Source organism: Phenylobacterium sp., from assembly GCF_030693405.1.
In the GTDB taxonomy this organism is placed as follows: Bacteria; Pseudomonadota; Alphaproteobacteria; order Caulobacterales; family Caulobacteraceae; genus Phenylobacterium.
This window is the reverse complement of the sequence record NZ_JAUYAW010000072.1, coordinates 22,201-47,882: the sequence shown is the minus strand read 5'-3', so window position 1 is coordinate 47,882 and position 25,682 is coordinate 22,201. Positions and strand designations below refer to the sequence as shown.

Annotated in this window: 26 protein-coding genes; 16 read left to right on the top strand and 10 right to left on the bottom strand. The window is 67.0% G+C overall.

All coding sequences use genetic code 11. The annotated features are described in order from the left end of the window. Positions 1-32: 32 nt before the first annotated feature. The 3 genes from Q8N19_RS15265 to Q8N19_RS15255 are packed head-to-tail and all read left to right on the top strand — an operon-like array spanning position 33 to position 1,810. Positions 33-695, top strand: a complete 663-nt coding sequence (locus Q8N19_RS15265; protein WP_305592110.1) for an HAD-IA family hydrolase — start codon at positions 33-35, stop codon at positions 693-695. After that, complete coding sequence (locus tag Q8N19_RS15260) at positions 692-985, top strand: 4a-hydroxytetrahydrobiopterin dehydratase (RefSeq protein ID WP_305592108.1); 294 nt, start codon at positions 692-694, stop codon at positions 983-985. Before Q8N19_RS15265 ends, Q8N19_RS15260 begins: the two co-directional genes overlap by 4 nt. Positions 986-1,033: 48 nt before the next feature. After that, the gene (locus tag Q8N19_RS15255) at positions 1,034-1,810 is read left to right on the top strand and encodes an SDR family oxidoreductase (RefSeq protein WP_305592106.1); all 777 of its coding nucleotides are present in this window, start codon (positions 1,034-1,036) and stop codon (positions 1,808-1,810) included. A 24-nt stretch (positions 1,811-1,834) separates the two neighbouring features. Here the strand turns inward: Q8N19_RS15255 and Q8N19_RS15250 are convergent, their stop codons facing one another. Continuing rightward, on the bottom strand, positions 1,835-2,260 hold the full coding sequence (locus Q8N19_RS15250; RefSeq protein ID WP_305592105.1) for a hypothetical protein: 426 nt from the start codon (positions 2,258-2,260) through the stop codon (positions 1,835-1,837). Between the two features lie 95 nt (positions 2,261-2,355). On the opposite strand from Q8N19_RS15250, the gene pseB reads away from it, so the two are divergent. Continuing rightward, entirely contained in the window at positions 2,356-3,411 is a 1,056-nt protein-coding gene (pseB, locus tag Q8N19_RS15245) for a UDP-N-acetylglucosamine 4,6-dehydratase (inverting) (RefSeq protein WP_305592103.1), read from the top strand. Positions 3,412-3,417: 6 nt separating this feature from the next. Further along, entirely contained in the window at positions 3,418-4,581 is a 1,164-nt protein-coding gene (gene pseC / locus Q8N19_RS15240) for a UDP-4-amino-4,6-dideoxy-N-acetyl-beta-L-altrosamine transaminase (RefSeq protein ID WP_305592102.1), read from the top strand. 107 nt (positions 4,582-4,688) lie between these two features. On the opposite strand, the gene Q8N19_RS15235 is transcribed toward pseC, so the two are convergent. Further along, positions 4,689-6,401 carry a hypothetical protein gene (locus Q8N19_RS15235; RefSeq protein WP_305592100.1) on the bottom strand — a complete coding sequence of 571 codons (1,713 nt, stop codon included), beginning with the start codon at positions 6,399-6,401 and terminating at the stop codon, positions 4,689-4,691. A gap of 182 nt (positions 6,402-6,583) precedes the next feature. Between Q8N19_RS15235 and Q8N19_RS15230 the strand changes: the two genes are divergently transcribed. From Q8N19_RS15230 to Q8N19_RS15210, 5 genes are all read left to right on the top strand, one after another. Next, positions 6,584-7,294, top strand: a complete 711-nt coding sequence (locus Q8N19_RS15230; protein WP_305592098.1) for a response regulator transcription factor — start codon at positions 6,584-6,586, stop codon at positions 7,292-7,294. Next, positions 7,263-8,906, top strand: coding sequence for a stimulus-sensing domain-containing protein (locus tag Q8N19_RS15225; protein WP_305592097.1), 1,644 nt, complete (start codon positions 7,263-7,265; stop codon positions 8,904-8,906). Before Q8N19_RS15230 ends, Q8N19_RS15225 begins: the two co-directional genes overlap by 32 nt. Beyond that, on the top strand, positions 8,903-9,316 hold the full coding sequence (locus Q8N19_RS15220) for an HPr kinase/phosphorylase (protein ID WP_305592095.1): 414 nt from the start codon (positions 8,903-8,905) through the stop codon (positions 9,314-9,316). Before Q8N19_RS15225 ends, Q8N19_RS15220 begins: the two co-directional genes overlap by 4 nt. Positions 9,317-9,403: 87 nt before the next feature. Beyond that, positions 9,404-9,808 carry a PTS sugar transporter subunit IIA gene (locus Q8N19_RS15215; RefSeq protein WP_305592093.1) on the top strand — a complete coding sequence of 135 codons (405 nt, stop codon included), beginning with the start codon at positions 9,404-9,406 and terminating at the stop codon, positions 9,806-9,808. Beyond that, positions 9,805-10,077, top strand: coding sequence for an HPr family phosphocarrier protein (locus tag Q8N19_RS15210; protein WP_305592092.1), 273 nt, complete (start codon positions 9,805-9,807; stop codon positions 10,075-10,077). The genes Q8N19_RS15215 and Q8N19_RS15210 overlap by 4 nt, the downstream gene beginning before the upstream one ends. A gap of 21 nt (positions 10,078-10,098) precedes the next feature. Here the strand turns inward: Q8N19_RS15210 and Q8N19_RS15205 are convergent, their stop codons facing one another. The 3 genes from Q8N19_RS15205 to bioB form a co-directional block, all read right to left on the bottom strand. Continuing rightward, positions 10,099-10,860, bottom strand: coding sequence for an ABC transporter permease (locus Q8N19_RS15205; protein ID WP_305592091.1), 762 nt, complete (start codon positions 10,858-10,860; stop codon positions 10,099-10,101). Beyond that, the gene (locus Q8N19_RS15200; protein WP_305592089.1) at positions 10,857-11,792 is read right to left on the bottom strand and encodes an ABC transporter ATP-binding protein; all 936 of its coding nucleotides are present in this window, start codon (positions 11,790-11,792) and stop codon (positions 10,857-10,859) included. Before Q8N19_RS15200 ends, Q8N19_RS15205 begins: the two co-directional genes overlap by 4 nt. A gap of 151 nt (positions 11,793-11,943) precedes the next feature. Beyond that, entirely contained in the window at positions 11,944-12,939 is a 996-nt protein-coding gene (bioB, locus tag Q8N19_RS15195; protein ID WP_305592087.1) for a biotin synthase BioB, read from the bottom strand. Positions 12,940-13,037: 98 nt separating this feature from the next. Between bioB and Q8N19_RS15190 the strand changes: the two genes are divergently transcribed. The 4 genes from Q8N19_RS15190 (at position 13,038) to Q8N19_RS15175 (ending at position 18,114) form a co-directional block, all read left to right on the top strand. Next, positions 13,038-14,513, top strand: a complete 1,476-nt coding sequence (locus Q8N19_RS15190) for a CYTH and CHAD domain-containing protein (RefSeq protein ID WP_305592085.1) — start codon at positions 13,038-13,040, stop codon at positions 14,511-14,513. 124 nt (positions 14,514-14,637) lie between these two features. Further along, on the top strand, positions 14,638-16,029 hold the full coding sequence (gene ahcY, locus Q8N19_RS15185; RefSeq protein ID WP_305592083.1) for an adenosylhomocysteinase: 1,392 nt from the start codon (positions 14,638-14,640) through the stop codon (positions 16,027-16,029). Positions 16,030-16,129: 100 nt separating this feature from the next. Beyond that, the gene (locus Q8N19_RS15180; protein WP_305592081.1) at positions 16,130-16,975 is read left to right on the top strand and encodes a bifunctional hydroxymethylpyrimidine kinase/phosphomethylpyrimidine kinase; all 846 of its coding nucleotides are present in this window, start codon (positions 16,130-16,132) and stop codon (positions 16,973-16,975) included. Continuing rightward, entirely contained in the window at positions 16,972-18,114 is a 1,143-nt protein-coding gene (locus Q8N19_RS15175; protein ID WP_371133879.1) for a serine hydrolase domain-containing protein, read from the top strand. The genes Q8N19_RS15180 and Q8N19_RS15175 overlap by 4 nt, the downstream gene beginning before the upstream one ends. Here the strand turns inward: Q8N19_RS15175 and Q8N19_RS15170 are convergent. Both Q8N19_RS15170 and Q8N19_RS15165 read right to left on the bottom strand, forming a co-directional pair. Then, a complete protein-coding gene (locus tag Q8N19_RS15170; protein ID WP_305592079.1) occupies positions 18,111-19,286 on the bottom strand; it encodes a carboxynorspermidine decarboxylase in 1,176 nt (391 codons plus the stop codon). The two genes, Q8N19_RS15175 and Q8N19_RS15170, sit on opposite strands and share 4 nt — an antisense overlap. Before the next feature lie 6 nt (positions 19,287-19,292). Beyond that, positions 19,293-20,498, bottom strand: a complete 1,206-nt coding sequence (locus Q8N19_RS15165) for a saccharopine dehydrogenase family protein (RefSeq protein WP_305592077.1) — start codon at positions 20,496-20,498, stop codon at positions 19,293-19,295. A 332-nt stretch (positions 20,499-20,830) separates the two neighbouring features. Between Q8N19_RS15165 and Q8N19_RS15160 the strand changes: the two genes are divergently transcribed. Together Q8N19_RS15160 and Q8N19_RS15155 are read left to right on the top strand one after the other, a co-directional pair. Beyond that, positions 20,831-21,520 (top strand): DUF4336 domain-containing protein, encoded by a 690-nt coding sequence (locus tag Q8N19_RS15160; protein ID WP_305592075.1) that lies wholly within the window; start codon positions 20,831-20,833, stop codon positions 21,518-21,520. Between the two features lie 195 nt (positions 21,521-21,715). Beyond that, positions 21,716-22,519 (top strand): isocitrate lyase/phosphoenolpyruvate mutase family protein, encoded by an 804-nt coding sequence (locus tag Q8N19_RS15155; protein WP_305592073.1) that lies wholly within the window; start codon positions 21,716-21,718, stop codon positions 22,517-22,519. A 118-nt stretch (positions 22,520-22,637) separates the two neighbouring features. Here the strand turns inward: Q8N19_RS15155 and Q8N19_RS15150 are convergent, their stop codons facing one another. The 3 genes from Q8N19_RS15150 to Q8N19_RS15140 are packed head-to-tail and all read right to left on the bottom strand — an operon-like array spanning position 22,638 to position 25,475. After that, the gene (locus Q8N19_RS15150; RefSeq protein WP_305592071.1) at positions 22,638-23,177 is read right to left on the bottom strand and encodes an ATP-binding protein; all 540 of its coding nucleotides are present in this window, start codon (positions 23,175-23,177) and stop codon (positions 22,638-22,640) included. Further along, the gene (locus Q8N19_RS15145; protein ID WP_305592069.1) at positions 23,174-24,709 is read right to left on the bottom strand and encodes a GNAT family N-acetyltransferase; all 1,536 of its coding nucleotides are present in this window, start codon (positions 24,707-24,709) and stop codon (positions 23,174-23,176) included. The genes Q8N19_RS15150 and Q8N19_RS15145 overlap by 4 nt, the downstream gene beginning before the upstream one ends. Continuing rightward, a complete protein-coding gene (locus Q8N19_RS15140; protein WP_305592067.1) occupies positions 24,684-25,475 on the bottom strand; it encodes a helix-turn-helix domain-containing protein in 792 nt (263 codons plus the stop codon). Before Q8N19_RS15140 ends, Q8N19_RS15145 begins: the two co-directional genes overlap by 26 nt. Positions 25,476-25,682 lie beyond the last annotated feature (207 nt).

The following is a 25,682-nucleotide window of genomic DNA, read 5'->3' as shown; positions in this document are numbered from 1 at the left end:
GGCGTAAAACAGGCGTTTGAAGGATGGGTGTGATGGCGATCGAAGCGGTGATCTGGGACTTCGGCGGCGTATTCACCTCCTCGCCCTTCGAAGCCTTCGCCCGGCACGAGGCGGCCATCGGCGCGCCCAAGGATCATATCCGCCGGGTCAATGCGACCAATCCCGACACCAACGCCTGGGCCCTGTTCGAACGCAATGAGATCGATACGGCCGGGTTCGACGCCCTGTTCCTGGAGGAGTCCGCAGCGCTCGGTTTCCCGATCCGCGGGGCCGACGTCCTGCCGCTGATCTCCGGGGTGGTGCGTCCGCGCATGGTTGAGGCGCTGAGGCTCTGCAAGGCCCAGTTCAAGGTGGGCTGCATCACCAACAACATGGTCAGCCATCACAGCCCCGGCGCCGATGGCGTCCAGAAGCCCCGCGGGGCGATGGGCGAGATCATGCCCCTGTTCGACCATGTGATCGAAAGCTCCAAGGCGGGCGTGCGCAAGCCTGATCCGCGCATCTATCAGATGATGTGCGAGGCGCTCTCGGTGGCGCCTGAGGCTTGCGTCTATCTCGACGACCTCGGGGTCAACTGCAAGCCGGCCGCCCAACTGGGCATGAAGGCCATCAAGGTGGTGGACGTGGATCAGACCCTGGCGGAGCTGTCGGCCGCCACCGGCCTGAGCTTCCCCGCCCCCGAGGTCGCCCGATGAGCCGCCCCGCCCGTATCGGCGTCGAGACCGCCCTGGCCGAGCTGTCGGGCTGGACCGCGGGTCCAGGCGAGCGGGAGGCCCTGGTGAAGACCTTTCGCTTCGATGACTTCAACACAGCCTTCGGCTTCATGGCCCGGGTGGCCCTGATGGCCGAGACGCTCGACCACCACCCCGAGTGGTTCAATGTCTACAACCGGGTGGACGTGACGCTGACCACCCATGACGCCGGCGGCGTCACCGAGCTCGACCTTAAGCTGGCGCGGTTCATGGACCAGGCGGCCGGCGCCTGAGGCCAGCGCCTCAACACCACAGAACGACAGATCCCAGGGAGGGACCAGATGAGCGGACGGGTCGCAGGAAAGAAGGCCTTCATCACCGGGGGCGCCCAGGGGCTCGGCGCGGCCATGGCCGCAGCCCTGGCGGCGGAGGGGGCCAAGGTCACCCTGGCCGACATAAATCACGAGGGCGCCAAGGCCCAGGCCGCCGAAATCAATGCGACGGCTGGCGAAGAGGTGGCCTTCGCCCTGCCCCTGGACGTCACCCGGGAAGATCAGTGGATTTACGCCCTGGAGGAGGCCGATGCGGCCATGGGCGGGCTGTCGGTGCTGATCAACAACGCCGGCGTCAGCCGGGGCGGCGACATCGAGCAGCTGTCCTATGAGGACTGGAAGTTCGTGATGAGCGTCAATGTGGACTCCGTCTTCCTGGGGACCAAGCACGCGCTCAAGTACATGCGCCGCTGCCAGCCGGGCTCGATCATCAATATCAGCTCCATCGCCGGCCTGATCGCCGCCCATAACAGCCCGGTCTACAACGCTTCCAAGGCCGCGGTCTGGCTGCTTTCCAAGGGCATCGCCCTGCACTGCGCCAAGCAGGGGCTGGATATCCGCTCCAACTCCATTCACCCGACCTTCGTGGACACCCCGATCCTCGATCCTTTGCGCCAGCGGTTCGGCAAGGAGGAGGCCGAGAACAAGCTCGCCCGGCAGGTGCCCCTGGGCCGTATCGGCGCGCCATCCGACATCGCCAACGCCGCCCTCTACCTGGCCTCGGACGAGAGCCGGTTCATGACCGGGGCCGAGCTTAAGCTGGATGGCGGTATTTCGGCCATGTGAGGCCAGCCCAACTGCGGCGGGCGCTCAGTTCACCAATATGGTGCCGAGCAGCAGGGTGGCGCCGCCCTTGCCCAGGACCCGGTCGGCGTCCCGCTGCAGCTGGCGGGCGAGATAGTCGGCATTGGGCAGTGCCGCAGGCCCGAGCCCGGCGGCATAGACCCGGAGGCTCTGGGAAAAAGCCGCCCGCAGGCGCGGCGTCGCCAGCTCGGCCGCGGCCCGGAGCTTTTCGTCGGGAATGTCGAGGCCAGCCTCCAGGGTCATGACCGCCCGGCCGCCGCGCTCCCCGGCCACGGTGGCGGTCAGGGTCTGCAGCTGGATGAAGGTAAGGCCGCCGCCCTTCTTCTTGTCGCCCTTGGGCGGCCCCGCGGCGGCGGTCGGACTGGCGCTCAGGGCCACGAGACCGCTGAACAGCAGGGGCAGGGCGAGCCGCAGGCGATGGATCTGTTCCATACGCGTCGGTGTGCCGCATTCATGGTTAGCGGTCTCTTTACGCGGGCGGCCGAAGACTGCGACCAAGATTCGCACCGACCGCATCGGAGGCCGCCTTGGGCCGTTTCGCGCCAGACTCGCTCGACCTCGACGGCAAGGTCATCCTTGTCACCGGGGGCACAGGCTCCTTCGGGCGCCGCTTCATCGACACGGTGCTCAGCCGGGCCGCCCCACGCAAGCTGATCGTCTACAGCCGCGATGAGCTGAAACAGCACGACATGCAGATCGACCTGGCCGAGCGCTATGGGCCAGAGGACATGGCGCGAATGCGCTTCTTCCTGGGGGATGTGCGTGACCGGGAGCGGCTGACGCTCGCCCTGCGCGGGGTCGACATCGTCATCCACGCCGCGGCCCTCAAGCAGGTGCCGGCGGCCGAGTACAACCCGTCCGAATGCATCCACACCAATGTTCTGGGGGCCGAGAACGTCGTCTGGGCCTGCCTGACCAACCGGGTGAAGAAGGTGGTGGCGCTGTCCACCGACAAGGCCTGCAATCCGGTCAATCTCTATGGCGCCACCAAGCTCGCCTCGGACAAGACCTTCGTGGCGGCGAACAATCTGGCCGGTGATATCGGCACTCGATTTTCCGTGGTTCGGTATGGCAATGTGGTCGGATCACGCGGGTCTGTGGCGCCGCTGTTCCAACGGCTGCTGGACCGGGGCGCGACCGAACTGCCGATCACCGACCCTCGCATGACCCGCTTCCTGATCACCCTGGACGAGGGCGTCGACTTTGTTCTGTCGTCCCTCGACATCATGCGCGGCGGCGAGATCTTCGTGCCCAAGATCCCCTCGACCAAGATCGTCGATCTGGCCGAAGCCATGGCGCCGGGCCTGCCGCACAAGCTCGTCGGCATCCGCCCGGGCGAGAAGCTGCATGAGATGATGATCTCCGCCGACGACGCCAGATCCACCGCCGATCTGGGGGACCGCTACGCCATAGAGCCGGCTTTCGTGGAGTACGCCCGCAGGCCGTTCTCAACGGAACATGGCATGGTCGCCGAAGACTTCTCCTATGCCAGCGACACCAATGATGACTGGCTGAGCGGGCCGGATCTCCTGGCCTTGCTCGACCAGGCGCCGCCCCCCCGCCGGCGTCGCGCCACAGACTGAGGTTTCATGGCCGAGCCCTTCCTGCCCTATGGTCGACAGACTATCGAGGATGACGACATCGCCGCGGTGGCTGCGGCCCTGCGCGACGACCTCCTAACCACCGGCCCGCGGGTGGAGGCCTTCGAGGCGGCCTTCGCCGAGGCCGTCGGCGCCGAGCACGCCGTGGCCTGCGCCAACGGCACCGCGGCCCTGCACCTGACCATGCTGGCCCTGGGGGTCCGCGAGGGCGATGTCTGTGTCGTTCCCTCCACCACCTTCCTGGCGACCGCCAACTGCGTCCGCTATGTGGGCGCCGAGGTTGTCTTCGCCGACGTGGATCCCGACAGCGGCCTGATGCGCCCGCAGGATCTGTCCCGGGCCCTGGATCAGGCCGCCCCCCGCCAGGTGACCGCCGTCCTGCCAGTCCATCTGCGGGGCGAGGTTCTCGACCTGCCGGCCATCGCGGCCCTGGCGGACTCCGCCGGGGCGGTCGTTGTGGAGGACGCCTGCCACGCCCTGGGCTCGCGGCTGCTCCAGGGCAACGCCGAGGTTCCCGTGGGTTCGGGGCGCTGGTCCTCGGCCTCGACCTTCTCCTTCCATCCGGTCAAGACCATCGCCACCGGCGAAGGCGGCATGATCACCACGCCGGATGCGGGCTTGGCTGAGCGCCTGCGCCGGCTGCGCAGCCATGGCATGGTGCGCCCCCCGGGCGCTGATCCGTGGTGGTATGAGATGGCCGAGCCGGGGTTCAACTACCGGCTGCCCGACCTTCTCTGCGCGCTTGGCCACTCGCAGCTGGCCAAGCTGCCGCGGTTCTCCGCCGCCCGTCAGGCCCTGGCGGCGCGCTATCTTGAGGCCCTGACGCCGCTGGCGCCCGCCGTGCGGCCCGCCGCCTCGCCGGAGGGCAGCGTGGCCACGCCCCACCTGATGTGCGTGCTGATCGACTTCGCCGCCCTGGGGCGGAGCCGTCGGCAGGTGATGGAGGCGCTGAAGGACCGAGGGATCGGCAGCCAGGTCCATTACATCCCCGTCCACACCCAGCCCTACTACCGCGCCCGCTATGGCGAGTTGGACCTGCCCGGCGCCCAGGCCTGGTACGACCGCACCCTCAGCCTGCCCCTCTATCCGGGGATGGACCTGGCCGATGTGGGCCGGGTGGTCGCGGCCCTGGGCGAAGTGTTGGGGCTGTAGAGCGCGTTCCGATAAGTGGGGACCGGTTATCGGATGAAACGCGCTCAAGACTCAAAGTTTAGAGCCTGATTCAACGATCAGACGGTTTGGTCTGATCGCAGCAGGCTCTAGGCCGCCAGGCCCGCGGCCTGGATCAGGGTGCGGACCTCGGCCATGCGTTCGGGCGAGCGGGCCAATTCGGCGCGGGTGTCGTCCAGACGCACCAGCTTGAGGGCCTCGGCCTTGGCTCGGTCGGCGGCCGGTCCCAAGGGTGCGGCTTCGCCACAGGCCAGTTTCAGCAACAGGGTCAGCCGGGTGGCGGCCGGCGCATTGGCCCGGGCCAGACCCTGGGTGACCTTGGCGTCGGCCTCGGCCAGTCCACCCAGATCCCCGAGCTTCTGCTGGATGGGAGCGTAATCCTCGGCGAGCAGCCCGCCGCGGCCCACCGCGCGGTAGAGCTTGGCCATGGAGAACAGCCGCTGGGCTGCGGAGACGTCCGGGTTGCGGGCGTCCTTCTCGAAGGCCAGGGAGCCGACCACTGCGCCCAGCCAACGCACGGCCTGACGCTTGTTGGCCGCGCCGATGACATTCTCCACCAGCCACATGAGCGCCTCGGCTTCGGCCAGGGCGGTCTGTCCCTTGCCAAGGTAGGTTTCCACGAAGTCGCCGGTCACCAGCATCTTGGACCGGTTGACAAAGGCCTGGTGCACGTCGTCCAGGGGAACAAGGTCGCCCGCGGCGGCCGTCAGGGCCATGGCCAGGCCCCGCAGCAGGTCGATCTCGCCGGCGCCGTCGCTGGGCTTGAGCCGGCGAGGACCGTTGAGCTCCTTCAGAACCCGCTTGGTGATGGCGCCGCGCACGGCGCGGAAGTCCTCGGTGGCCAGCCACTTGGCCAGGCGCTGGGCTGGCTCCGACAGCTCGGGCATGATCTTGGCGACCGAGGGCTCAAGGCTGATCAGCGCCTCGACCGCATCATGGGCGGCCAGGCGGGTCATGGCCGCCAGGCGGACGCCGAGGTCGAGATCCTTGCCGATCAGGCCGTCCAGGCCGGCGCTGGAGCCGAGGATCTCGGCCAGGGGCTGTTCGATGGTCTGCAGGGCCAGGCCCCGGGGGGGACCGGCGATCGGGGCGGCGTCGGCCAGGTCCAGCAGGCGCGAGACCTTCTCGCTCCAGTTTCGGGCCGGCGCGATGGAGGCGGCGACTCCGGCCCCCAGCAGATAGGCCCGATCCGGGGCGTGGGAGACGCGCTCAGCCGCGGCGGCGAAACCTTCCTTGTCCACATCGGGCAGGTCACCGCGACGGGCGTCCCCCAGCAGGCGCTCGATGGCCCGCTCCACCAGGCTCTGGAAGGCGCGCATGACGTCGTGGATCGAGACGCCGCGGGCCTGGGATTCCGGCACGGCGATCTTCTGGATGGCGTGCTGCAGCTCCACCCCGGAGGCTTCCAGCCGCTCGACCAGATCGGCCCGGTGCAGCAGTTCGAACGGGGTCGCGTGATGGCGCGCAAGCCAGCTGTCGAGCAGCCGGCCGATCCGTTCCCGGGCGTGGACGGTATAGAGATCCTGTGGCGCCACGCAGAGGGGATCGTTGCGCTCCGGCGTCTTCTTGACCTTGGCGGTGTCGGGCAGGCCCAGGGACTGGATGACCACGCTCTGAAACTCATTGGTCTCAGGGTCCATGGACTCCTTGGTGACCCGCGCCGAGGCGACCCGCCGCTCGGCGATCAGCTCCTCGGCCACGGCGACCGCCTGACCACGGTTCTCGGTCGCCATTTCCAGCGTCCAGCCGGAGCCGACGGTCTTCCGGACGAAAACCTCGTAATGCACTTTGGGCCGTTCCATCTGGTCGCTCCCCAGGACCTGGAAGCGATATAGCCCCAATAGAATTAAGCTCCCCTTGATGGCGGAACGGGCCAATCTGTCGGGAATTTAACCTTGACCACGTGTGACGCGCCACATTGAGGCCATCAGGCCAAACCACTAGCTTCGCTACACCGCCGAAGACTTCAGGAGTGCTTTTCCCGATGGCCAACATCACCCTGGTCGATGACGACGAGAACATCGTCACCTCGGTCAGCCTCGCCTTGGAAAGTCACGGCCACGCCGTGAAGGCCTTCTTCGACGGCGCGGCGGGCCTGGCTGCTCTGGAGAACGAGCCCCCGGACCTGGCGATCCTGGACGTGAAGATGCCGCGGATGGACGGGATGGAGGTCCTGCGCCGCCTGCGTCGGACCAGCGACCTGCCGGTCATCATCCTGACCTCCAAGGATGACGAGATCGACGAGATCCTTGGCTTCAACCTCGGCGCCGACGACTACATCCACAAGCCCTTCAGCCAGCGCCTGCTGCTGGAACGGGTCAAGGCGGTGCTGCGCCGGGCCGGCGCCGATGGCGGCGAAGGGGTGGCCGGCCCCGTGTCCGAGGCCGAGGCCCGGGCGCTGAAGCGCGGCAAGCTGACCCTGGATCCGGCCCGCCATGACTGTCTTTGGGAGGACCGGCCGGTGAAGCTGACGGTCACCGAATTCCTGCTGCTGCAGTCGCTCGCCCAGCGGCCTGGCTTCGTGAAGAGCCGCGACAACCTGATGGATGCGGCCTACGACGATCAGGTCTATGTGGACGACCGGACCATCGACAGCCACATCAAGCGCATGCGCAAGAAGTTCCGCGAGATCGACCCTGAGTTCGACGCAATCGAAACCCTCTATGGCGTCGGATACCGCTATCGCGAGTCCTGAAGACCCGCCGCGGCGCCGGGGCTTGCGGTGGCTGCCCGGCTCGCGCCTGGGGCGGCTGATCATTGTCCTCAACCTGTTTGGGCTGGCGATCCTGATCTCCGGCGCCCTGGTGCTGAACGAGCTGCGCCGGGGCCTGGTCAACGCCCGTATCGACAGCCTGACCACCCAGGGCGAACTGCTGGCCACCATCATCGACCAGGCCGCCACGGTCGGCGAGCCCGAGCCGATGATGGACGGCGCCTACGCCTCTGAAATTCTTCAGCTGCTGTCCAATCCACGCTCCCAGCGGGCCCGGCTGTTCGATGCCGAAGGCCGGCTGATCGCCGACTCCTACTGGGTGTCGGACCGGGTGGAATGGCGAACCCTGCCCCCCGCCCGGGCCCGCGGGGACGGCCCGGGGCTCGACCTCAACCTTAGCGGCGGCTCGGAGGCCAATCCCGACAGCGCCGAGGCCGCCAAGGCCCAGGCCGCCCTGCGGGCCGAGGTCAACACCGCCCTGCGCGGCGTTCACTGGGCGGGGCTGCGGGTCGGCGCCGACGGGGAGCGGGTGGTCTCGGTCTCCATTCCGATCCAGCACGTCAAGGCGGTGCTGGGCGTCCTGACCCTGGAGGCCCGGGACGTGGACGAGATCATCGCCGCCGAGCGGGCCGCCCTGCTGCCCTTCATCCTGATCGCCGTGGCGGTCTCGCTGATGAGCTCCCTGCTGCTGAACCGGCTCGTGGCCCATCCGGTCCGCAGGCTGGCCCGGGCGGCCGACCGGGTGCGTCTGGCCCGGGCCCGCGCCATCTCGGTGCCCGACATTTCCCGGCGGGACGACGAGCTCGGCGACCTTTCCCGGTCGCTTGAGGACATGACCCACGCCCTGTCCGAGCGGATCGACGCCATCGAACGCTTCGCCGCCGACGTGGCCCACGAGATCCGCAATCCCCTGACCTCCCTCCGCTCGGCGGTGGAGACCCTGGGCCTGGTGGAGGAGCCCGCCGCCCGTGACCGGCTGATGGCCGTGCTGCAGAACGACGTGCAGCGCCTCGACCGCCTCGTCACCGACATCTCCAACGCCTCCCGCCTGGACGCCGAGCTTTCCCGGGAGCCGCCGACGCCCGTGGACCTGCGCCGGCTGATCTCCGACGTGGTCTCCCTCTATCAGGCCACCGCCCGGCCGGGCGAAGCCGCCGTCACCTTCACGGTCCCGGAGGGGGTCGACAGCGTCATGGTCTCTGGCCAGGAGGGCGCGCTGGGCCAGGTGCTGCGCAATCTGATCGACAACGCCCGTTCGTTCAGCGCCCCGGACGGCGTGGTGCGGGTGTCGCTGGGTCGGCAGAAGGGCCTGGCCCTGATCACCGTCGACGACGACGGGCCGGGCATTCCGCCAGAGAATCTGGAGAGCATCTTCGAGCGGTTCTACACCTCAAGGCCCAAGGGGACGGCCTTTGGCGGCAATTCGGGCCTCGGGCTCTCCATCGCCCGACAGATCATCCTGGCCCATGACGGCACGGTGCGCGCCGAGAACCGCCCGCGGATCGACGCCGAAGGCGAGGGGGCCGCCGAGGGCGCGCCGGGCGACGTCGCCGGCGCCCGCTTCACCGTCATCCTGCCTGAGGCGCGCCGGTGATCCTGCACGCCGGCCTGATCGCCCGGCCCGGCGCGGACGGCTGGCGCGGGGTTCTGATCGAAGGGCCTTCCGGCGCCGGCAAGAGCGACCTGGCCCTGCGATGCCTGGATCACGGCTTTCGCCTCGTGGCCGACGACCGGGTGGTCACCTGGGTGTCCGGCGGCCGGCTTTTCGGACGCGCCCCCGATGTCCTGGCCGGCCAGATGGAGATTCGCGGCCTCGGTGTCCGGCCCGTGAGCGCCCGGCCGCTCGCCCCGATCAGCCTGTGGGTTCGCCTCGGCGCGCCGGACCGGTTGCCTGATCTCGAAACTGTGACTCATCTTGGGGTGGAAATACCGCTCGCAACGCTCGCGGGACTGGAGAATTCGGCCCCTGCGAAACTGAGTCACGTCCTGGACTCACTTGGATGACGTGCGGAAGGCGCGTATCACACCCGGCTTCTGGTCCGCATTCTGCGACAGCGCGGCCGACAGGGGATTACCTTTGAGAGCTTGGGCATGATCGGGCTCGTGATCGTCACGCACGGGCGATTGGCCGCAGAGTTCGTTTCGGCGATGGAGCATGTGGTGGGGCCGCAGACCGCGGTCGAGGCCATCTGCATCGGACCCGACGACGACATGGAACGGCGCCGGATGGACATCCTGGGCGCCTGCGCGCGGGCCGACACCGGCGGCGGGGTCATCCTGCTGACCGACATGTTCGGCGGCACGCCGTCCAACCTCGCCATTTCGGTGATGGAACAGACCCGGGCCGAGGTCATCGCCGGGCTCAACCTGCCCATGCTGATCAAGCTGGCCAGCGTCCGCACCCGTTGCGGCCTGGAGGACTGCGTCTCCGCCGCTCAGGAGGCCGGACGCAAGTACATCTCCGTGGCCTCCTACGTCCTGGCGGGCGAAAAATGACCGCCGAACGGACGGTCGAAATCCTGAACAAGCGGGGTCTGCACGCCCGCGCCTCGGCCAAGTTCGTCAAGCTCGCCTCATCCTTCGAGGCCGAGGTCCAGGTGTCCAAGGACGGTCAGAGCGTCGACGCCCGCTCGATCATGGGCCTGATGATGCTGGCCGCCGGTCCCGGCAGCACCATCCATATCGCCGCCGAGGGCGATCAGGCCGATGAGGCCCTCGAGGCCCTGTGCGGCCTGGTGGCCGCCCGCTTCGATGAAGACCAGTAGCGGCGCCGGGTCTCTCCGGCCTCAGGCCTTGAGCTTGTAGCCGGTGCGGAAGATCCAGATGATCGCCGCAAGGCAGAGCGCCATGAAGCCGAGCGTCATGGCGATGCTGATCCCGATGTCCACGTCGGAGACCCCGTAGAAGCTCCAGCGGAAGCCGCTCACCAGATAGACCACCGGGTTGAACAGGGTGATGGTCTGCCAGACCGGCGGCAGCATGCTGATCGAATAGAAGCTGCCGCCCAGGAAGGTCAGCGGCATGACCACCAGCATGGGAATGATCTGCAGCTTCTCCCAGCCGTCGGCCCAGACGCCGATGACGAAGCCGAACAGGCTGAAGGTCACAGCCGTCAGCACCAGGAAGCTCAGCATCACGAAGGGATGGGCGATCTCGTAGGGCACGAAGATCCGCGCGGTCGCCAGGATGATGAGCCCCAGGATGATCGACTTGGTGGCCGCGGCCCCGACATAGCCCGCCACGATCTCCACCACCGAGATGGGCGCGGAGAGCACCTCATAGATCGTGCCGGAAAACTTCGGCATGTAGATTCCGAACGAGGCGTTGGAGATGCTCTCGGTCAGCAGGGACAGCATGATGAGGCCGGGGATGATGAAGGCCCCGTAGCTGATCCCGTCGATCTCCACCATCCGCGAGCCGATGGCCGAGCCGAACACCACGAAATAGAGCGAGGTGGAGATGACCGGCGAGGCGATGGACTGCATCAGCGTCCGCCAGGTCCGCGCCAGCTCGAACTGGTAGATGGCCTTGACCGCATAGAGGTTCATTGGGGCGCCCTCACCAGGCTGACGAAAATGTCTTCCAGGGAGCTCTGCTTGGTCTGCAGGTCCTTGAAGTCGATGCCGTGGCCTTCCAGCCGGCGCAGCAGGGCGGCGATGCCGGTGTCCTCAGCCTGGGCGTCGAAGGTGTAGATCAGCTCGTGGCCGTCGGCCGCCAGCTCCAGGGGCTCACTGGCCAGCTCCGGCGGGATGGCGGCCAGGGGCGCCTGCAGGTGCAGGGTCAGCCGCCGCTCGCCCAGCTGACGCATGAGGACATTTTTGTCCTGGACCAGGATGATCTCGCCCTTGCGGATCACCCCGATCCGGTCGGCCATCTCTTCGGCCTCCTCGATATAGTGGGTGGTCAGGATGATGGTCACGCCGCTCTCGCGCAGGGACCGGACCATCTCCCACATGTCCCGCCGCAGCTCGACATCGACGCCGGCGGTGGGTTCGTCGAGGAACAGGATCTTCGGCTCGTGGGACAGGGCCTTGGCGATCATCACCCGGCGCTTCATGCCGCCGGACAGGGCCATGATCTTGGAGTCCTTCTTGTCCCAGAGGGACAGGTCCTTGAGCACCTTCTCCAGATGGGCGGGATTGGGGGGCTTGCCAAACAGACCCCGGCTGAACTTCACCGTGTCCCAGACGGTCTCGAAGGCGTCGGTGGACAGCTCCTGCGGCACCAGGCCGATCTTGGAGCGCGCGGCGCGGAACTCGCGCGCAATGTCATGGCCGTCGGCCAGAACCTCGCCGGAGGTCGGATTGACGATGCCGCAGATGATCGAGATCAGGGTGGTCTTGCCTGCCCCGTTGGGCCCCAGCAGGGCGAAGATCTCACCCTCACGAATCTCCAGATCGACGCCTTTGAGCGCCGCAAAGCCTCCGGCATAGGTCTTGGTCAGACCCTTTACGGAAATAATCGATGACAACCGCAGCACTCCCCCTCGGCGTCCCAGCCAGATAGGCGCCCCGACAGGGCGAGACTAGAGCGCGTTTCATCCGATAACCGGTTCCCAGTCTTCGGAACGCGCTCTAGGACGTCCAAAGGTTGTCGGGGCCGACAGGACCTTGTGGGAAAGTGGTCGCCGCCTAGACGGCTTCAGCCGCAGCGGTCCCCATGGGACGCAGACCAAGCTCGGCCATCAGGGCCGCGTCGGTGTCCTTGTCCGGATTGCTGGTGGTCAGCAGCTTACCGCCCACGAACATGGAGTTGGCGCCGGCCAGGAAGCAGAGCGCCTGGAGTTCCCGCGACATGTGCTCGCGCCCGGCCGAGAGGCGGACCACGGCCTTGGGGCAGACGATGCGGGCTACGGCGATCATCCGCACGAATTCCAGCCCGTCCACCGCCGCGCTGTCGCCCAGCGGCGTGCCCGGAATGGGCATCAGGTCGTTGATCGGCAGGCTGTCGGGATGGGCCGGCAGGGTGGCCAGGGCATGCAGCAGGCCAGCCCGATCGCGCCGGGTCTCGCCCATGCCGACAATGCCGCCGCAGCAGGTGGAGAGGCCGGCGTCGCGCACCGCCTCCAGGGTGTCCAGCCGGTCCTGATAGGTCCGCGTGGTGACCACCTGGTCGTAATAGTCCGGCCCGGTGTCCAGGTTGTGATTGTAGTAGTCGAGGCCAGCGTCCTTGAGCGCCTTGGCCTGCTCGGGCTTGAGCATGCCCAGCGTGGCGCAGGTCTCCAGGCCCAGCGCCTTCACGCCCGAGATCATGGCGGCCACCTTGGGTAGGTCGCGATCCTTCAGGTCGCGCCAGGCCGCCCCCATGCAGAAGCGCTGGGCGCCGCCGGCCTTGGCCTCGGCCGCCGCGGCGATCACCGTATCGGCCTCCATCAGCTTGGTGGCGGCCACCCCGGTCTTGAAGTGCTGGGACTGACTGCAATAGCCGCAGTTCTCGGCGCAGCCGCCGGTCTTCACCGACAAGAGCTGCGACAGCTGGACCTCCGAAGGGTCGAACCAGCGCCGGTGAATGGCCGCGGCTTCGAACACCAATTCCATGAAGGGACGTTCGAAGAGCGCCTCGATTTCCTCCAGCGTCCAATCAAATCGCGGCTGGGCGGGGTCGACATGGCGGATCGGGGCGTTCATGGGGAGCACTCCTGGTCTGCGCCGCGGCGCAATCGCTATGGCCTCCCCTATAGGATGCTTGGCCGGGGAGGAAAACGCCTTCGAATCGGAGCCGACCCTTGAGCGCCCCCCCGGAAGAAACCGAACTCAAATTCCTCTGCGAACCGGCCGATATCGAGGCGGTCTTGAGCGCCGCGCCTGAGGGCGAGGACGGCGCCATCGATCTGGCGGCCATCTATTTCGACACGCCTGACCGTCGCCTGCGCGACCTGGGCGCGGGTCTGCGCATCCGCCAGGAGCCGCAGGGCCGCCGCCAGACCCTCAAGGCCGGCAAGGGTCTGAGGCGGCGGGAACATGAGATCGCCGTCGAGAGCGATCAGCCCGAGGCCAGCCACGGCCCCCTGCGCGATCTCCTGGGCGATGATCAGGTGGCGCGGCTGGAGCCCCTGTTCGCCGTCCAGGTCCGTCGTCGGCTGCGCACCCTGGTCTGGGAGGATGCTGAAATCGAGCTCGCCCTCGACGAGGGTGAAATCCTGGCGGGCGGCCGCCGCACCAGCCTCTGTGAGGTGGAGCTCGAACTCAAGACCGGCGCGCCTGCAGCGCTCTTCTCCCTGGCGCGCCGTCTGTTTGAGGCCGCGCCCCTCTATCTGAGCTTTGAAACCAAGGCCGACCAGGGGTTCGCCCTGGTGGAGGGCGATGAAGACTCCCGGCGCCACGCCCAGGCCGGCCTCGTCCCGGCCATGTCGGCGGCCGCCGCCTTCCAGGCCATCGCCCGCTCCGCCCTGGCCCAGATCGCCGCCAACGGCCTGATCCTGCGTCGGGGCGGCGACTCTCCCGAAGCGGTGCACCAGTTGCGGGTGGCGGTCCGGCGCCTGCGCAGCGCCATGAGCACCTTCAAGGCCATGGTGGCCGGGGCTGAGCTCGATGTGCTGAAGGGCGAACTGAAATGGCTGGCCGGCGCCTGCGATGAGGCCCGCAATCTCGATGTCTTCGTAGAGGAGACCTATCGGCCCGCCGCCCAGGGCAAGGCCGCCATCCACGGGCTAGCCGATCTTGGACAGGCGCTGGACGCCGCCCGCGGCAAGGCCCATGCCCGGGCCCGAGGAGCGGCGGCCTCCACCCGCTTCCGCGCCCTGCTGCTGGACCTGCACGCCTGGATCGAGACCGGCGACTGGCTGGAGCCCCTGGCCGATGGGGGCGGTCCGGCGGGCGAGTTCGCCATCCAGGCGCTTAGCGCACGGCGGCGCAAGCTCGCCAAGCGCGGCCAAGGGTTGATGGAGCTGTCCGACAGCGAGCGCCACCAGGTGCGTATCCAGGCCAAGAAGCTCCGTTACGCCGCCGAGGCCTTCCGCCCCCTGCTCAAGGACAAGCCGGCCCGCAGGCTCATCAAGAAGACCAAGGCCCTGCAGGCCGCACTGGGCGCCCTGAACGACGGGGCCACCGCCGAGGCCCTGCTCACCAGCCTCGCGCTCGAGGGGCCGGCCCTCTATGCCGCCGGCCATCTGGCGGGCGAAGTGGCCGCCGACCAGGACGGCCGGCTCAAGGCCGCCGCCCGGGCCTGGAGCGCCTATCGCGAGGCTGATGACCCCTGGTAAGGAAGATATAAGGATATCTTTATACGATCCTTGCTCCGGACCGGCGTCCCGGCTATAGAGCGCCAAAACCGCATCTTAGGCGCGCCATGCGTGCGCCCGCGACAGGACCGCAGGACCCACCGACATGACCGACTACATCGTCAAGGACATCAGCCTGGCTGACTTTGGCCGCAAGGAAATCGAGATCGCCGAGACCGAAATGCCCGGTCTGATGGCGACCCGTGAGGAATTCGGCGCGAGCCAGCCCCTGAAGGGCGCCCGCATCGCTGGCTCCTTGCACATGACGATCCAGACCGCGGTGCTGATCCAGACCCTGGAAGCCCTGGGCGCCGAGGTCCGCTGGGCCTCGTGCAACATCTTCTCCACCCAGGACCACGCCGCCGCCGCCATCGCCGCGGCCGGCACCCCCGTGTTCGCCATCAAAGGCGAGACCCTGGTGGAGTACTGGGAATACGCCCACAAGATCTTCGAATGGGCCGACGGCGGCTATCCGAACCTGATCCTCGACGACGGCGGCGACGCCACCCTGCTGACCGTGCTTGGCCCCAAGGCCGAGAAGGACCCCTCGGTCCTGAACAACCCGCAGAACGAGGAGGAAGAAGCCCTCTATGCGGTGATGAAGCGCTATCTCAAGGAAAAGCCGGGCTTCTATTCGGCCATCCGCGCGGCCATCAAGGGCGTGTCCGAAGAGACCACCACGGGCGTCCATCGCCTCTATCAGATGGCCGAGCGGGGCGAACTGCCCTATCCCGCCATCAATGTGAACGACAGCGTCACCAAGTCGAAGTTCGACAACCTCTACGGCTGCCGCGAGAGCCTGGTGGACGCCATCCGCCGCGGCACCGACGTGATGCTGGCCGGCAAGACCGCGGTGGTCATGGGCTATGGCGATGTGGGCAAGGGCTCGGCCGCTTCGCTCCGCAATGGCGGCGCCCGGGTCATGGTCACCGAGGTCGATCCGATCTGCGCCCTGCAGGCGGCGATGGAAGGCTATGAGGTCGTCACCGTCGAGGACGTGGCCGACAAGGCAGACATCTTCGTCACCGCCACCGGCAACAAGGACGTGCTCACCGTCGACCACATGCGGGCGATGAAGAACAACGCCATCGTCTGCAACATCGGCCACTTCGATTCCGAGATTCAGATCGCCGGCCTGCGCAACTTCAAGTGGGACAAGATCAAGGATCAGGTCCACCACGTGGAATTCCCCGACGGCAAGAAGATCATCGTCCTGTCGGAAGGCCGCCTGGTGAACCTGGGCAACGCCACGGGCCATCCGAGCTTCGTGATGAGCGCCTCCTTCACCAACCAGACTCTGGCGCAGATTGAGCTGTGGCAGAACGGCGGGCGTTACGAGACCAAGGTCTACACCCTGCCCAAGCACCTGGACGAGAAGGTCGCCATCCTTCACCTGGAAAAACTCGGCGCCAAGCTGACCCGTCTGAGCAAGGAACAGGCTGACTATATCGGCGTGCCGGAAGCTGGCCCGTTCAAGCCGGATCACTACCGCTACTAGAACTTTACCTCACACTCCCGTTCCAGGCGGGAGAATTATTTGCAACGCCGCGTCGGCGCCCCTTGCGGGTCCCGGCGCGGCGGCTCTCTATGCGGCCCTCATGCCGCTCGCCCTCATCATCTCCAGCCATGTCGCCGCCAGCCGCGTCGGCGGCTCCGCCCAGGCCCTGGCCTTCGCCCCGTTCAAGGTGGACGCCATGGTCGTGCCCACCGTGCTCTATGGCCGACATCCTGGCTGGGGACCGCCGGGCGGGGCGGCCGTGCCGGTGGAGGCCATCGACGGCATGCTCGATGGCATCGAGGCCAACGGCTACTTCTCCCAGATCGACCTGGTCATCACCGGCTATTTCGCCAGCAGCGTCCAGGTGCGGGCCGCCGCCCGGGCCATCGACGCCGTCCGCGCCGCCCCCCGGGAGCCGAGCGCCCGCAAGCCCTTCGTCATCATCGACCCGACCCTGGGGGACGCCGGCAAGGGCCTCTATGTGCCCATCGACGTGGCTGAAGCCGTCACCGCCGACCTCGTCCCCCGCGCCGACCTCGTGGCCTGCAACACCTGGGAGCTGCAGCGGCTGACCGGGGCTGAGACCCGCAATCCCGCCCAGGCCCTGGCGGGCGCGCGGTTGCTGGGCAAGCCGGCCCTCATCTCCTCGGTGGCCCGGGGCGAGGAGGTGGCCGTCATCTATGCCGACCGCAAGGAAGCCTGGATGGCCGCCCATCCCCGCTCGCCCGAGGCGCCCAAGGGCACCGGCGACCTGCTCACCGCCCTCTATGGCGCCGCCGTGCTTGATGGCCTGGCGCCGGCCTACGCCTTGCCCCGGGCCGTGGGCGGGGTGGCCGAGACCGTTTCGGCGGCCCATATGTGGAAGGCCAAGGAGCTTCCCCTGGTGGCCATGGCCCAGCGCCTGAAGGCCACCTCGCCGCATGTCCGCATGGAGCGTCTGAACTGACCACCGCCGCCCCCGTCCCAGAGATCCACGGCCACGTCGCCCCAGGCTTCGAGGCCGTCTCCGCCGCCTTCGAGGCCAATTTCGCGCAAGGCGCAGAGCTCGGCGCGCGGTTTGCCCTGGTCCGGAACGGCGATCTGATCGTCGACCTGTGGGCCGGCCACGCCGACCGGGCGCGCACCCAGCCGTTCGCCGCCGACACCCTGACCCCGCTGTTTTCCACCACCAAGGCCGTGGCCGCCCTGATGGTCGCCCGCCTCGTGGACCAGGGCCGGCTTACCTATGACCAGCCCGTCGCTGAGGTCTGGCCGGCGTTCGCGCAAGCCGGCAAGGCGGACATCACCGTCGAGCAGGCTCTGTCGCACCAGGCGGGCCTGTCGGGCTTCGTCGAGGCTGTGGAGCCGTCCCTATGGTTCGACTGGGACGCCACCTGCGCCAAGCTCGCGGCCATGGCGCCGCTCTGGCCGCCAGGAACCGCCAGCGGCTACCACCCGGTGACCTACGGCTACCTCGCCGGCGAGATCTTCCGTCGGGTGGATGGCCGGACCCTAGGCACAGCCCTGCGCGAGGACCTCGCCCAGCCCTTTGACCTGGACCTCTGGATCGGCCTGCCGGACGCCGAGCACGACCGATGCGCCGAGCTGCAGCGGCCGCCGGCTTTCCCAGATTTCGGCGAGATCAATGTCGCCACCAGAGCCGCCTTTCTGGAGCCCTGGTCCTCGCCGGGCGGTCGCGGCCAGGCGGAATGGCGCCGGGCGGAGATCCCCTCGGCCAATGGCCATGCGACGGCCCCGGCGCTGGCCCGGCTGATGGGCGCGCTGGCCTCTGGCGGCTGGCTGGACGGGGAGATGATCCTCTCGCCCGCCCTGATCGCCGAGATGAGTCGCGAACGCATTACGGGCCAGGATCTCGTCCTGCCCTTTGTCATGAGCTGGGGCGCCGGCGTCATGCGCAACGGGCCGCTCAAGCCCTGGGGGCCGGGGGAAGAGACCTTCGGCCATTCCGGTTGGGGCGGCTCATGTGCGTTTGCGGACCGGCAGACCGGGCTGGCCGGCGCTTACGTCATGAACAAGCAGTCGGCCCATCTGCTGGGCGATCCGCGGGCCAAGCGGTTGATCGAGGCGGCCTACGCCAGCCTCTAGGACAGCCTGTCGCGGAACTCGGCGTAGTCGAACTCGCGCACCATCTTCAGGGCGTCGGTCTCGCTGTTCCACAGCGCGATGGCCGGCAGGGGCACGCCGTTGAAGGTGTTGGTCTTGACCATCGAATAGTGCGCCTGGTCGAGGAAGGCGATGCGGGTCCCGGGCGCGGGCCTGACCGTAAACCGGTAGTCGCCGATGATGTCGCCGGCCAGGCACGAGGGCCCGCCCAGGCGCAGGGCCACGCCACCTTCCGCCTCATTCAGCATGGCCGGGCGATAGGGCGCCTCGATGACATCGGGCATGTGGCAGGTGGCCGAGATGTCGGTGATCCCGATGGCCATGCCGTTGTCGAAGACGTCCAGCACCTCACCGACCAATATGCCGGCGTCCAGGGCGATGGCCTCGCCGGGCTCCAGGAAGAGGCCGATGTCGAAGCGAGCCTTCACGTCTTTAAGGAAGGCCACAAGCGCCTCGCGGTCATAGTCGGCGCGGGTGATGTGGTGGCCGCCGCCCAGGTTCACCCACTTGATCTGAGCGCCCAGCACGCCGGCGAGCTTGGGCTCAAGCGAGGCCCAGATCCGCTTAAGCGGTTCGAAGCCCTGTTCGCAGAGCGCATGGATATGCAGGCCGTCCACGCCGGCCAGATTTTCAGCCGTCAGCTGGGAGACCGGGAAGCCCAGGCGCGAGCCGACCTGGCAGGGATCGTACTTGGCGACCTCGGCCTCGCTGTGCTCGGGGTTCAGGCGCAGGCCGATCTGGAAGACCTCGCCCGCCGCCCGCGCCGCCTCGATCAGGCTCGCAAACCGGGCGATCTGGTCGGGCGAATTGAAGATCACCGTGTCGGACAGCCGCAAGATCTCGGGCAGGTCGGCGGCCTTGTAGGCGGGCGAATAGGTGGTCAGCTCGCCGCGATAAAACTCCCGCGCCAGCCTCGCCTCCCAGAGCCCAGAGGCGCAGACCCCGTCCAGATGCTGGCCCACCAAGTCCGCCAGCGACCACATGGAAAAGGCCTTCAGCGCCAGCAGCACCTGGGCGCCGCCGCGGGCGCCCACATCGGCGAGCACCTGCAGATTGCGCGTGATCGCCGCCTCATCCACCACGAAACAGGGGGACGGAACCCGGGACAGATCGAAACGGGCGAATGTGCCGGCGCCGCCGGCCTTGGTCTCCATGGCCCCTTAGAAGTCCAGGGGAGCGGCCAGCTCCCGCATCTTCCAGGGCAGGCCGTGGACATTCAGCATGTCCATGAACGGATCGGGGTCCATCTGCTCCAGGTTGAAGACGCCCGCGCCTGAATAGACGCCCTGCACCATCAGAGCCGCCCCGATCATGGCCGGGACGCCGGTGGTGTAGCTGACCGCCTGGCTGCCGGTCTCGGCATAGGCCTCTTCATGGTCGCAGACATTGTTGATGTAGATGGTCTTCTGGGCGCCGTCCTTCAGGCCGGTGGCGATGGTGCCGATATTGGTCTTGCCCTTGGTGCGGGGGCCAAGCGACGCCGGCTCAGGCAACAGCGCCTTCAGGAACTGAAGGGGAATGATCTCGCGGCCCTCGAACATCACCGGATCGATGCGCAGCATGCCCACATTGCCCAGCACGTCGAGGTGCTTCAGATAGGCGTCGCCAAAGGTCATCCAGAACCGGATGCGCTTGATTTCGGGGTAGAATTTGGCGAGCGACTCCAGCTCCTCATGATACATGAGGTACATGTTCTTCGGCCCCACCTGGTCGAAGTCGAAGACCTGCTTCTTCGCCAGCGCCGGCCCCTCGACCCACTGGCCGTTCTCCCAGTGCCGCGACGGCGCGGTCACTTCGCGCAGATTGATCTCGGGATTGAAGTTGGTGGCGAAGGGGTGGCCGTGGTCGCCCCCGTTGCAGTCGAGGATGTCCAGGGTCTCGATGGAATCCAGCAGGTGCTTGGCGGTGTAGGTGGTGAACACCGAGGTCACCCCGGGATCAAAGCCGCAGCCCAGAAGCGCCATCAGCCCGGCTTCCTTGAAGCGGTCCTGATAGGCCCACTGCCAGCTGTATTCGAACTTGGCCTGGTCGCGGGGCTCGTAGTTGGCGGTGTCGAGATAGTTCACGCCCGCCGCCAGGCAGGCCTCCATGATCGCCAGGTCCTGATAGGGCAGGGCGAGGTTCACCACGAGAACGGGCTTCACCTTCTGGATCAGGGCGGTGGTCGCGGCGATGTCGTCGGCGTCCAGGGCGGCGGTCTCCACCACCACGCCGGTGCGGGTTTTCACCGAGTCCGCGATGGCGTCGCACTTGGCCTTGGTCCGGCTGGCGAGCGTAATGTGGCTGAAGATCTCAGGGGACATGGCCATCTTGTGGACCGCCACCGAGCCCACGCCGCCCGCGCCAATCACCAGAACTCTGCTCATCTCTCGCCCTTCCCTGCCGCCCGGCGGCAAATCACAGAACCAAAACGCCCGCCACGCGGGGATGGGGCCATATCACGGGACGGCGCCGGGAGCTAATGGCCGGGCGATGTGTCGCGGTGAAGGTTCAGTGACGGTAGCTGCAAGAGGGGACACGAAGGCGATGGGGCGCCGGCCCACCCCCTCCCCACTCCCGTCACCCCCGGGCTTGACCCGGGGGTCCATGCACACCGCGGCCGGCCCCCGGTGTTCATGGATGGTCGGATCAAGTCCGACCATGACGGTGGGAGGGAGGGCCTTGCCCCGCCCTTACACCCATGCATCCTGGCCCCGTCATGCTGCAGCCCCTGGACAAGGACATCTGGACGGCGGCGGGGCCGCAGGTGCGCGTCCTGGGGTTCGCCTATCCCACTCGCCTGGTGGTCATCCGGCTAGGGGACGGCGGCCTCTTCATCTGGTCGCCGACGGCGCTGGAGCCTGAGCTGAAGGCCGCCGTGGACGCCCTGGGGCCGGTGCGCTGGCTGGTCTCGCCCACAGCCATGCACAACCTCTTCCTGGCGGAATGGCAGGCCGCCTATCCCGAGGCCCGGCTCTACGCCCCGCCGGGCCTGCGCCAGCGCCGCCCCGACCTCGCCTTCGACGGCGACCTGGCCGATGGCCCCGGCCACCCCTGGGCGGGCGAGATCGATCAGGTCCATGTCGCCGGCAACAGGATCGCGGTCGAGGTGGTCTTCTTCCACAAGGCCAGCCGCACGGCCCTCTTCGCCGACCTGATCCAGCAGCTGGACCCGGCCAGCCTCAAGGGCTGGCGCGCCCTGGTCGCCCGGCTGGACCTGATGACCGGGGATGCGCCCCAGACCCCGCGCAAGTTCCGCCTGGCCTTCACCGACCGCAAGGCGGCCCGCGCCGCGCTCACCCGCATCACCGCCTGGCCCACCCGCCGCGTCCTCATGGCCCACGCCCCGCCCGTCCTGGAAGACGGCCAGGCCTTCCTCACCCGCACCTTCGCCTGGCTGCGGGGCTGAGGGCGCCGCCCTCCCCCACCTCCGTCACCTCGGGCTTGACCCGAGGGTCCATGCACAACGCGGCCGGCCCCGTGTTCATGGATGGTCGGATCAAGTCCGACCATGACGGTGAAGGGGGCGCTGTCCACGTCCGAACTCCGCCGGACGCCGCAAGCCCCCCATGCTCTGATGGCTCACCCGCCCAAGGAGCCCCCCATGACCGACCACGCCACAGCCTTCCACGCCCTGCACACCGGCCCCGACCTGCTCATCCTGCCCAATGCCTGGGACGCCGCCAGCGCGGCCCTGATGGCGAGCGCGGGCGCCAAGGCGGTAGCCACCTCCTCGGCCGCCGTGGCCTGGGCGCAAGGGTTCCCCGATGGGGACGCCCTGCCGACCGACCGGCTGATTGCGGTGATCGCAGATGTGGTGCGGGTGACGCCGGTCCCGGTCACCGCCGACATCGAGGGTGGCTACACCGACGACCTTGCCGAGCTTTCCGAGACCATCCGCAAGGTGGCGGGCGCCGGCGCCGTGGGGATCAATCTGGAGGACGGCGCCCGAGACCCCGACCTCCACGCCCGCAAGATCGCCGCGGCCCGCGCGGCTGCGGACGCCGAGGGCGTGGCCCTCTACATCAATGCCCGCACCGACATCTATCTGCTGGGCCTGGCCCAGGGCGAGGCCGCCCTGACTGAGACCCTGCGCCGCGCGGCCCTCTACCTCACCGCCGGCGCAAGCGGCATCTTCGTCCCCGGCCCGGCCGACGAGGCGGTGATCGGCGCCCTGGCCGATGGCGTCAAGGCCCCCCTCAACATCATGCTGCGTCCGACCACGCCTGCGGCCGAGCGCCTCACGGCTCTTGGCGTGCGCCGCCTCTCCTCAGCCACCGCCCCCTTCCGCGCCGCCTATGGGACGCTGGTGGAGGCCCTGCCGGGCTATCTGGAAACGGGGACGTTCGCGTCGTTCACCGGGCAGGGGGCGCTGCCGGATTTGGATGCGGTGTTTGGGGGGCAGTAAGGTCTAGTCGTCGAGTCCGTCCTTCGTCTTGCGCATACCTCACCCAAGCCTCTTCGGTGACATTAGAAGTAACAGGTTTGGCGATGCACGAACCGCGCCGTTGTGGCTCGTCTAGGTATCAGCGTAGGAGCTGCACTAGACGCGCGCGTGGGTCAGTCTCGAGGTGGTGGAAAGGGCGATCGAGGTCGTTGGCGATCCGCTGCGCAGCAGCAATAGCTACCGCCTGGTGTGCCGCTAGTGCCTCGACATCCCGATGCGGCCGCTCGCGGGCTATATCGTGCCTGCGGCGCTCGAAAATCACGGATGGGGCGGCGGTTAGTATGCAGATGGCATCGAGGCTGAGCGCAGCGAACACCGTACTGGGAATTTCAAGCAAGCCGTTGCGACCATCCACAACACTATGTCCATCAAAGACCACCGGTACCGTGGCCGTTTCCGTCAGGCGACTGTAGGCGGCGATCATGAGCGCCTGATTGTCGAGTACGGGGCCCGTTCGTAGGGCTTCGGAGGTATGCTGAGCCTGGGCGCGATACGCCTGCTCCGTTCTGATCAGGATGCTGGCCTGCAGGTGGAGCAGCGGAAGGCGCTCGGCGACTTGGCCGACAAGGGTCGATTTGCCGACACCAGACAGGCCAAGTAGTGCCACCCGCTGGGTCACACCGCGAATCCTAGGTCAACCTGTCCCAGCACGGACGCCAGCTGATCGGACTCCAGATGTTTGATCGACTGTGGCGGATGACCGGCGAAGACCTTGTCGCGCACTAGGGCGGCCAGGCCGACGGGCGGCTCGAAATGCCCCGCCAGCAAAAAATTGATCACCTTCACCGGTCTGTGGGCTGTTGCCCCCATCGCCGTGAGCTGGGCGTCAGTATAGACGGACCGGCCGCCCGCCATTCGGCGTAATTCATCGTTGGAATGTGCCAGGGCCATATCCTCGAACACCCCGACCGTTGTGATCGCCTGTGACGGCGGAAGCGCTGCCTTTCCTTTGTAGAAGAACAGCAGGGCTCCGGGCTGATCGATTCTGGCCTGTGCGCGGCACAGATAGACCTTGCGGATGGTGTTGCCCGGGCGATGCAAGCCGATATCGGCCGACGTGGGGAAAAGGCTTAGTTGTGGCTGCTCAAACAGCTCCGGAAACAGTACTCGGTGGAACTCTTCTTTGATCGGGATGGCATACGCTTTAACTCCCGAGCCGGTTGCGAACCGTGGGTAGTTGAGGCGGGCGAGGTCGAACAAAGAGTCACCACCCTTGGCCACCAACCGCTCGCGCAACAGCGGCTTTTCGTAGACTCGCTCACCGTTAGCTTTGTCGTATGTGTGGATGAAGCCGTAATACTCAAGGAGCCCTATAAGGGTAGTTTGACCAGGATAGGTGGTGAGGTACACTACATCGTGCTTGTTCGTCCTAGCATACCACAACACCTGCTTCAGAAGCAGCTCGCCCAGTTTCACCCCGCGGCTTTCGGGGCGGACCTTGAAGGTACAGACCTTGAGGACTTTGTTCCCTGCCAGGCTGGCGTCAGTGTCACTCCGGGTTTCATCTTTGCGCACCACTAGGCCGGCGATGCAGGTGTCGTCGATTACCACCCAGCACTTCCGCATGGGCCGGACGCACTTCTCGCGCCACCAAGTGTCGAACGGCGGATAGTCGGCGCGCAGGGTGGCAAAGATTGGATCGTCGAGCGGAATGGTGTGAGCGTCCACCTCGCGGACTGCTGGCAGATTGACGTTGACGGTAGCGTACGTGGTGCGGAGCAGTGAGACGGCGTCTGCAACGTGTAGCACGCGCGAAGCCAATGCAGCCGAGGCCTTGAGGGCGCGGTCATGAAGGCCCTGGTCCTCGGTAACAAGGAAATCGACGACCCCGATGTCGAGAGCATGTAGTAGGGTCGCGTCGACAACATCGTTAGGCTTGCGTAGCGCGCCATAGCGAGCTTCAAGGACCGCGTCGTCCAGCCCGATCACGCGGGCAATGACCGGGAACTTCTGGATCTTGCTAAGAGAGACGCGGCGACGAGCGATGTTCCTATCGCGCTCGATGTCATCAACAGAGGCAGCGTGAACGCAGATGCCTACGCCATAGCGCGCCGCGAGTTGCTGCAGCGAGGCGAAGACCGGGGCGACCTCGGCGTGATCCTCAAGGCCAATGAAGACGTTGGTATCAATGAGATACTTCGGAGCACTCATAGTGCAGCGCTTCCCGCATCTTTGGCGTCGCGTAGAGGTAAGACTGCGGGGGCTCGAAACTAAATCGTTCGCGCAGCTCGCTGAGGTCGAGTGACCGGCGGAGGCGGCGGCCACGCCTCAGTTCAATCGCAACGCCACTCTCGACGCCATCGAAATACCGATCAAAATCTTTTCGCGCAATGCAGGCGCGATCCGAGAAGCTGTCCCAGATCTCCTGAGGTGTGCGACAATGTACTTGGCCGATTTCCGCCATGCCGACTAGGGCGCGGGTTGGGCTGGTGGCGTAGATAAAGACCGTAGTGCCCACCGGGGCTGTGGCAGGAAAACGTCGGCGCAATTCTACTGTTTTGCGGCCATCAATGATGGCGTCGCAGTACTCGGGTTTTATACTGAACACCACGTCTCGCCGTGGGGGGTAGATCGCATCGCCGATGATCGGAAGTAGCAACTGATTCTCATCAACAGGATCGAACTGGAATGCGGCCTCCCTCATGCTGGTTACTAGCGCTGCAGCGTCGCCGAGCTGCGCGTCAATCCGGAGGGTGGCACCAAGGGCCGCCAGATAGTCGCGCAGGGTCGAGACCAAAATATCCTTGCGACTCTCGACGCGAGACAAGGCCCCTTGGCCGATGTTGAGCCGCGCAGCGAGCTCGGCTTGGGTGAGCCCGGCGAGCTTGCGAATCTGGCGTAGGCGAGAACCGATATGCTCGTCGCCTTGCGAGGGCCCACCGAGGCCCGCCTCGAACACCTTGCCTTCGAGTTTCATGCCGACCTCGCTCACTTTAGCCCGTTATTACACCGAGGTCATATTGCGAGGCAAATCTTGTTTCGAAAGCTGTGCAATGGCCGCTTTGATGCTCGCCATCACAAGCGTAGTCGTTCCTAGAAGCTGACCACAGACGTAACCAAGTCGAAACCGTAGACTCTTCCCCCACCTCTCCACGTGACCCCCGCCGCTCTCGCGCCTATCTTC

Coding starts and splice junctions, on each gene's coding strand:
- ahcY (WP_305592083.1), top strand. CDS start 14,638: ATGACCGACTACATCGTCAAGGACATCAGCCTGGCTGACTTTGGCCGC.
- Q8N19_RS15180 (WP_305592081.1), top strand. CDS start 16,130: ATGCCGCTCGCCCTCATCATCTCCAGCCATGTCGCCGCCAGCCGCGTC.
- Q8N19_RS15145 (WP_305592069.1), bottom strand. CDS start 24,709: ATGAGTGCTCCGAAGTATCTCATTGATACCAACGTCTTCATTGGCCTT.
- bioB (WP_305592087.1), bottom strand. CDS start 12,939: ATGAACGCCCCGATCCGCCATGTCGACCCCGCCCAGCCGCGATTTGAT.
- Q8N19_RS15165 (WP_305592077.1), bottom strand. CDS start 20,498: ATGAGCAGAGTTCTGGTGATTGGCGCGGGCGGCGTGGGCTCGGTGGCG.
- Q8N19_RS15210 (WP_305592092.1), top strand. CDS start 9,805: ATGACCGCCGAACGGACGGTCGAAATCCTGAACAAGCGGGGTCTGCAC.
- Q8N19_RS15160 (WP_305592075.1), top strand. CDS start 20,831: ATGCTGCAGCCCCTGGACAAGGACATCTGGACGGCGGCGGGGCCGCAG.
- Q8N19_RS15205 (WP_305592091.1), bottom strand. CDS start 10,860: ATGAACCTCTATGCGGTCAAGGCCATCTACCAGTTCGAGCTGGCGCGG.
- Q8N19_RS15215 (WP_305592093.1), top strand. CDS start 9,404: ATGATCGGGCTCGTGATCGTCACGCACGGGCGATTGGCCGCAGAGTTC.
- Q8N19_RS15255 (WP_305592106.1), top strand. CDS start 1,034: ATGAGCGGACGGGTCGCAGGAAAGAAGGCCTTCATCACCGGGGGCGCC.
- Q8N19_RS15260 (WP_305592108.1), top strand. CDS start 692: ATGAGCCGCCCCGCCCGTATCGGCGTCGAGACCGCCCTGGCCGAGCTG.
- Q8N19_RS15155 (WP_305592073.1), top strand. CDS start 21,716: ATGACCGACCACGCCACAGCCTTCCACGCCCTGCACACCGGCCCCGAC.
- Q8N19_RS15230 (WP_305592098.1), top strand. CDS start 6,584: ATGGCCAACATCACCCTGGTCGATGACGACGAGAACATCGTCACCTCG.
- Q8N19_RS15140 (WP_305592067.1), bottom strand. CDS start 25,475: ATGAAACTCGAAGGCAAGGTGTTCGAGGCGGGCCTCGGTGGGCCCTCG.
- Q8N19_RS15250 (WP_305592105.1), bottom strand. CDS start 2,260: ATGGAACAGATCCATCGCCTGCGGCTCGCCCTGCCCCTGCTGTTCAGC.
- Q8N19_RS15235 (WP_305592100.1), bottom strand. CDS start 6,401: ATGGAACGGCCCAAAGTGCATTACGAGGTTTTCGTCCGGAAGACCGTC.
- pseC (WP_305592102.1), top strand. CDS start 3,418: ATGGCCGAGCCCTTCCTGCCCTATGGTCGACAGACTATCGAGGATGAC.
- Q8N19_RS15170 (WP_305592079.1), bottom strand. CDS start 19,286: ATGGAGACCAAGGCCGGCGGCGCCGGCACATTCGCCCGTTTCGATCTG.
- Q8N19_RS15225 (WP_305592097.1), top strand. CDS start 7,263: ATGGCGTCGGATACCGCTATCGCGAGTCCTGAAGACCCGCCGCGGCGC.
- Q8N19_RS15265 (WP_305592110.1), top strand. CDS start 33: ATGGCGATCGAAGCGGTGATCTGGGACTTCGGCGGCGTATTCACCTCC.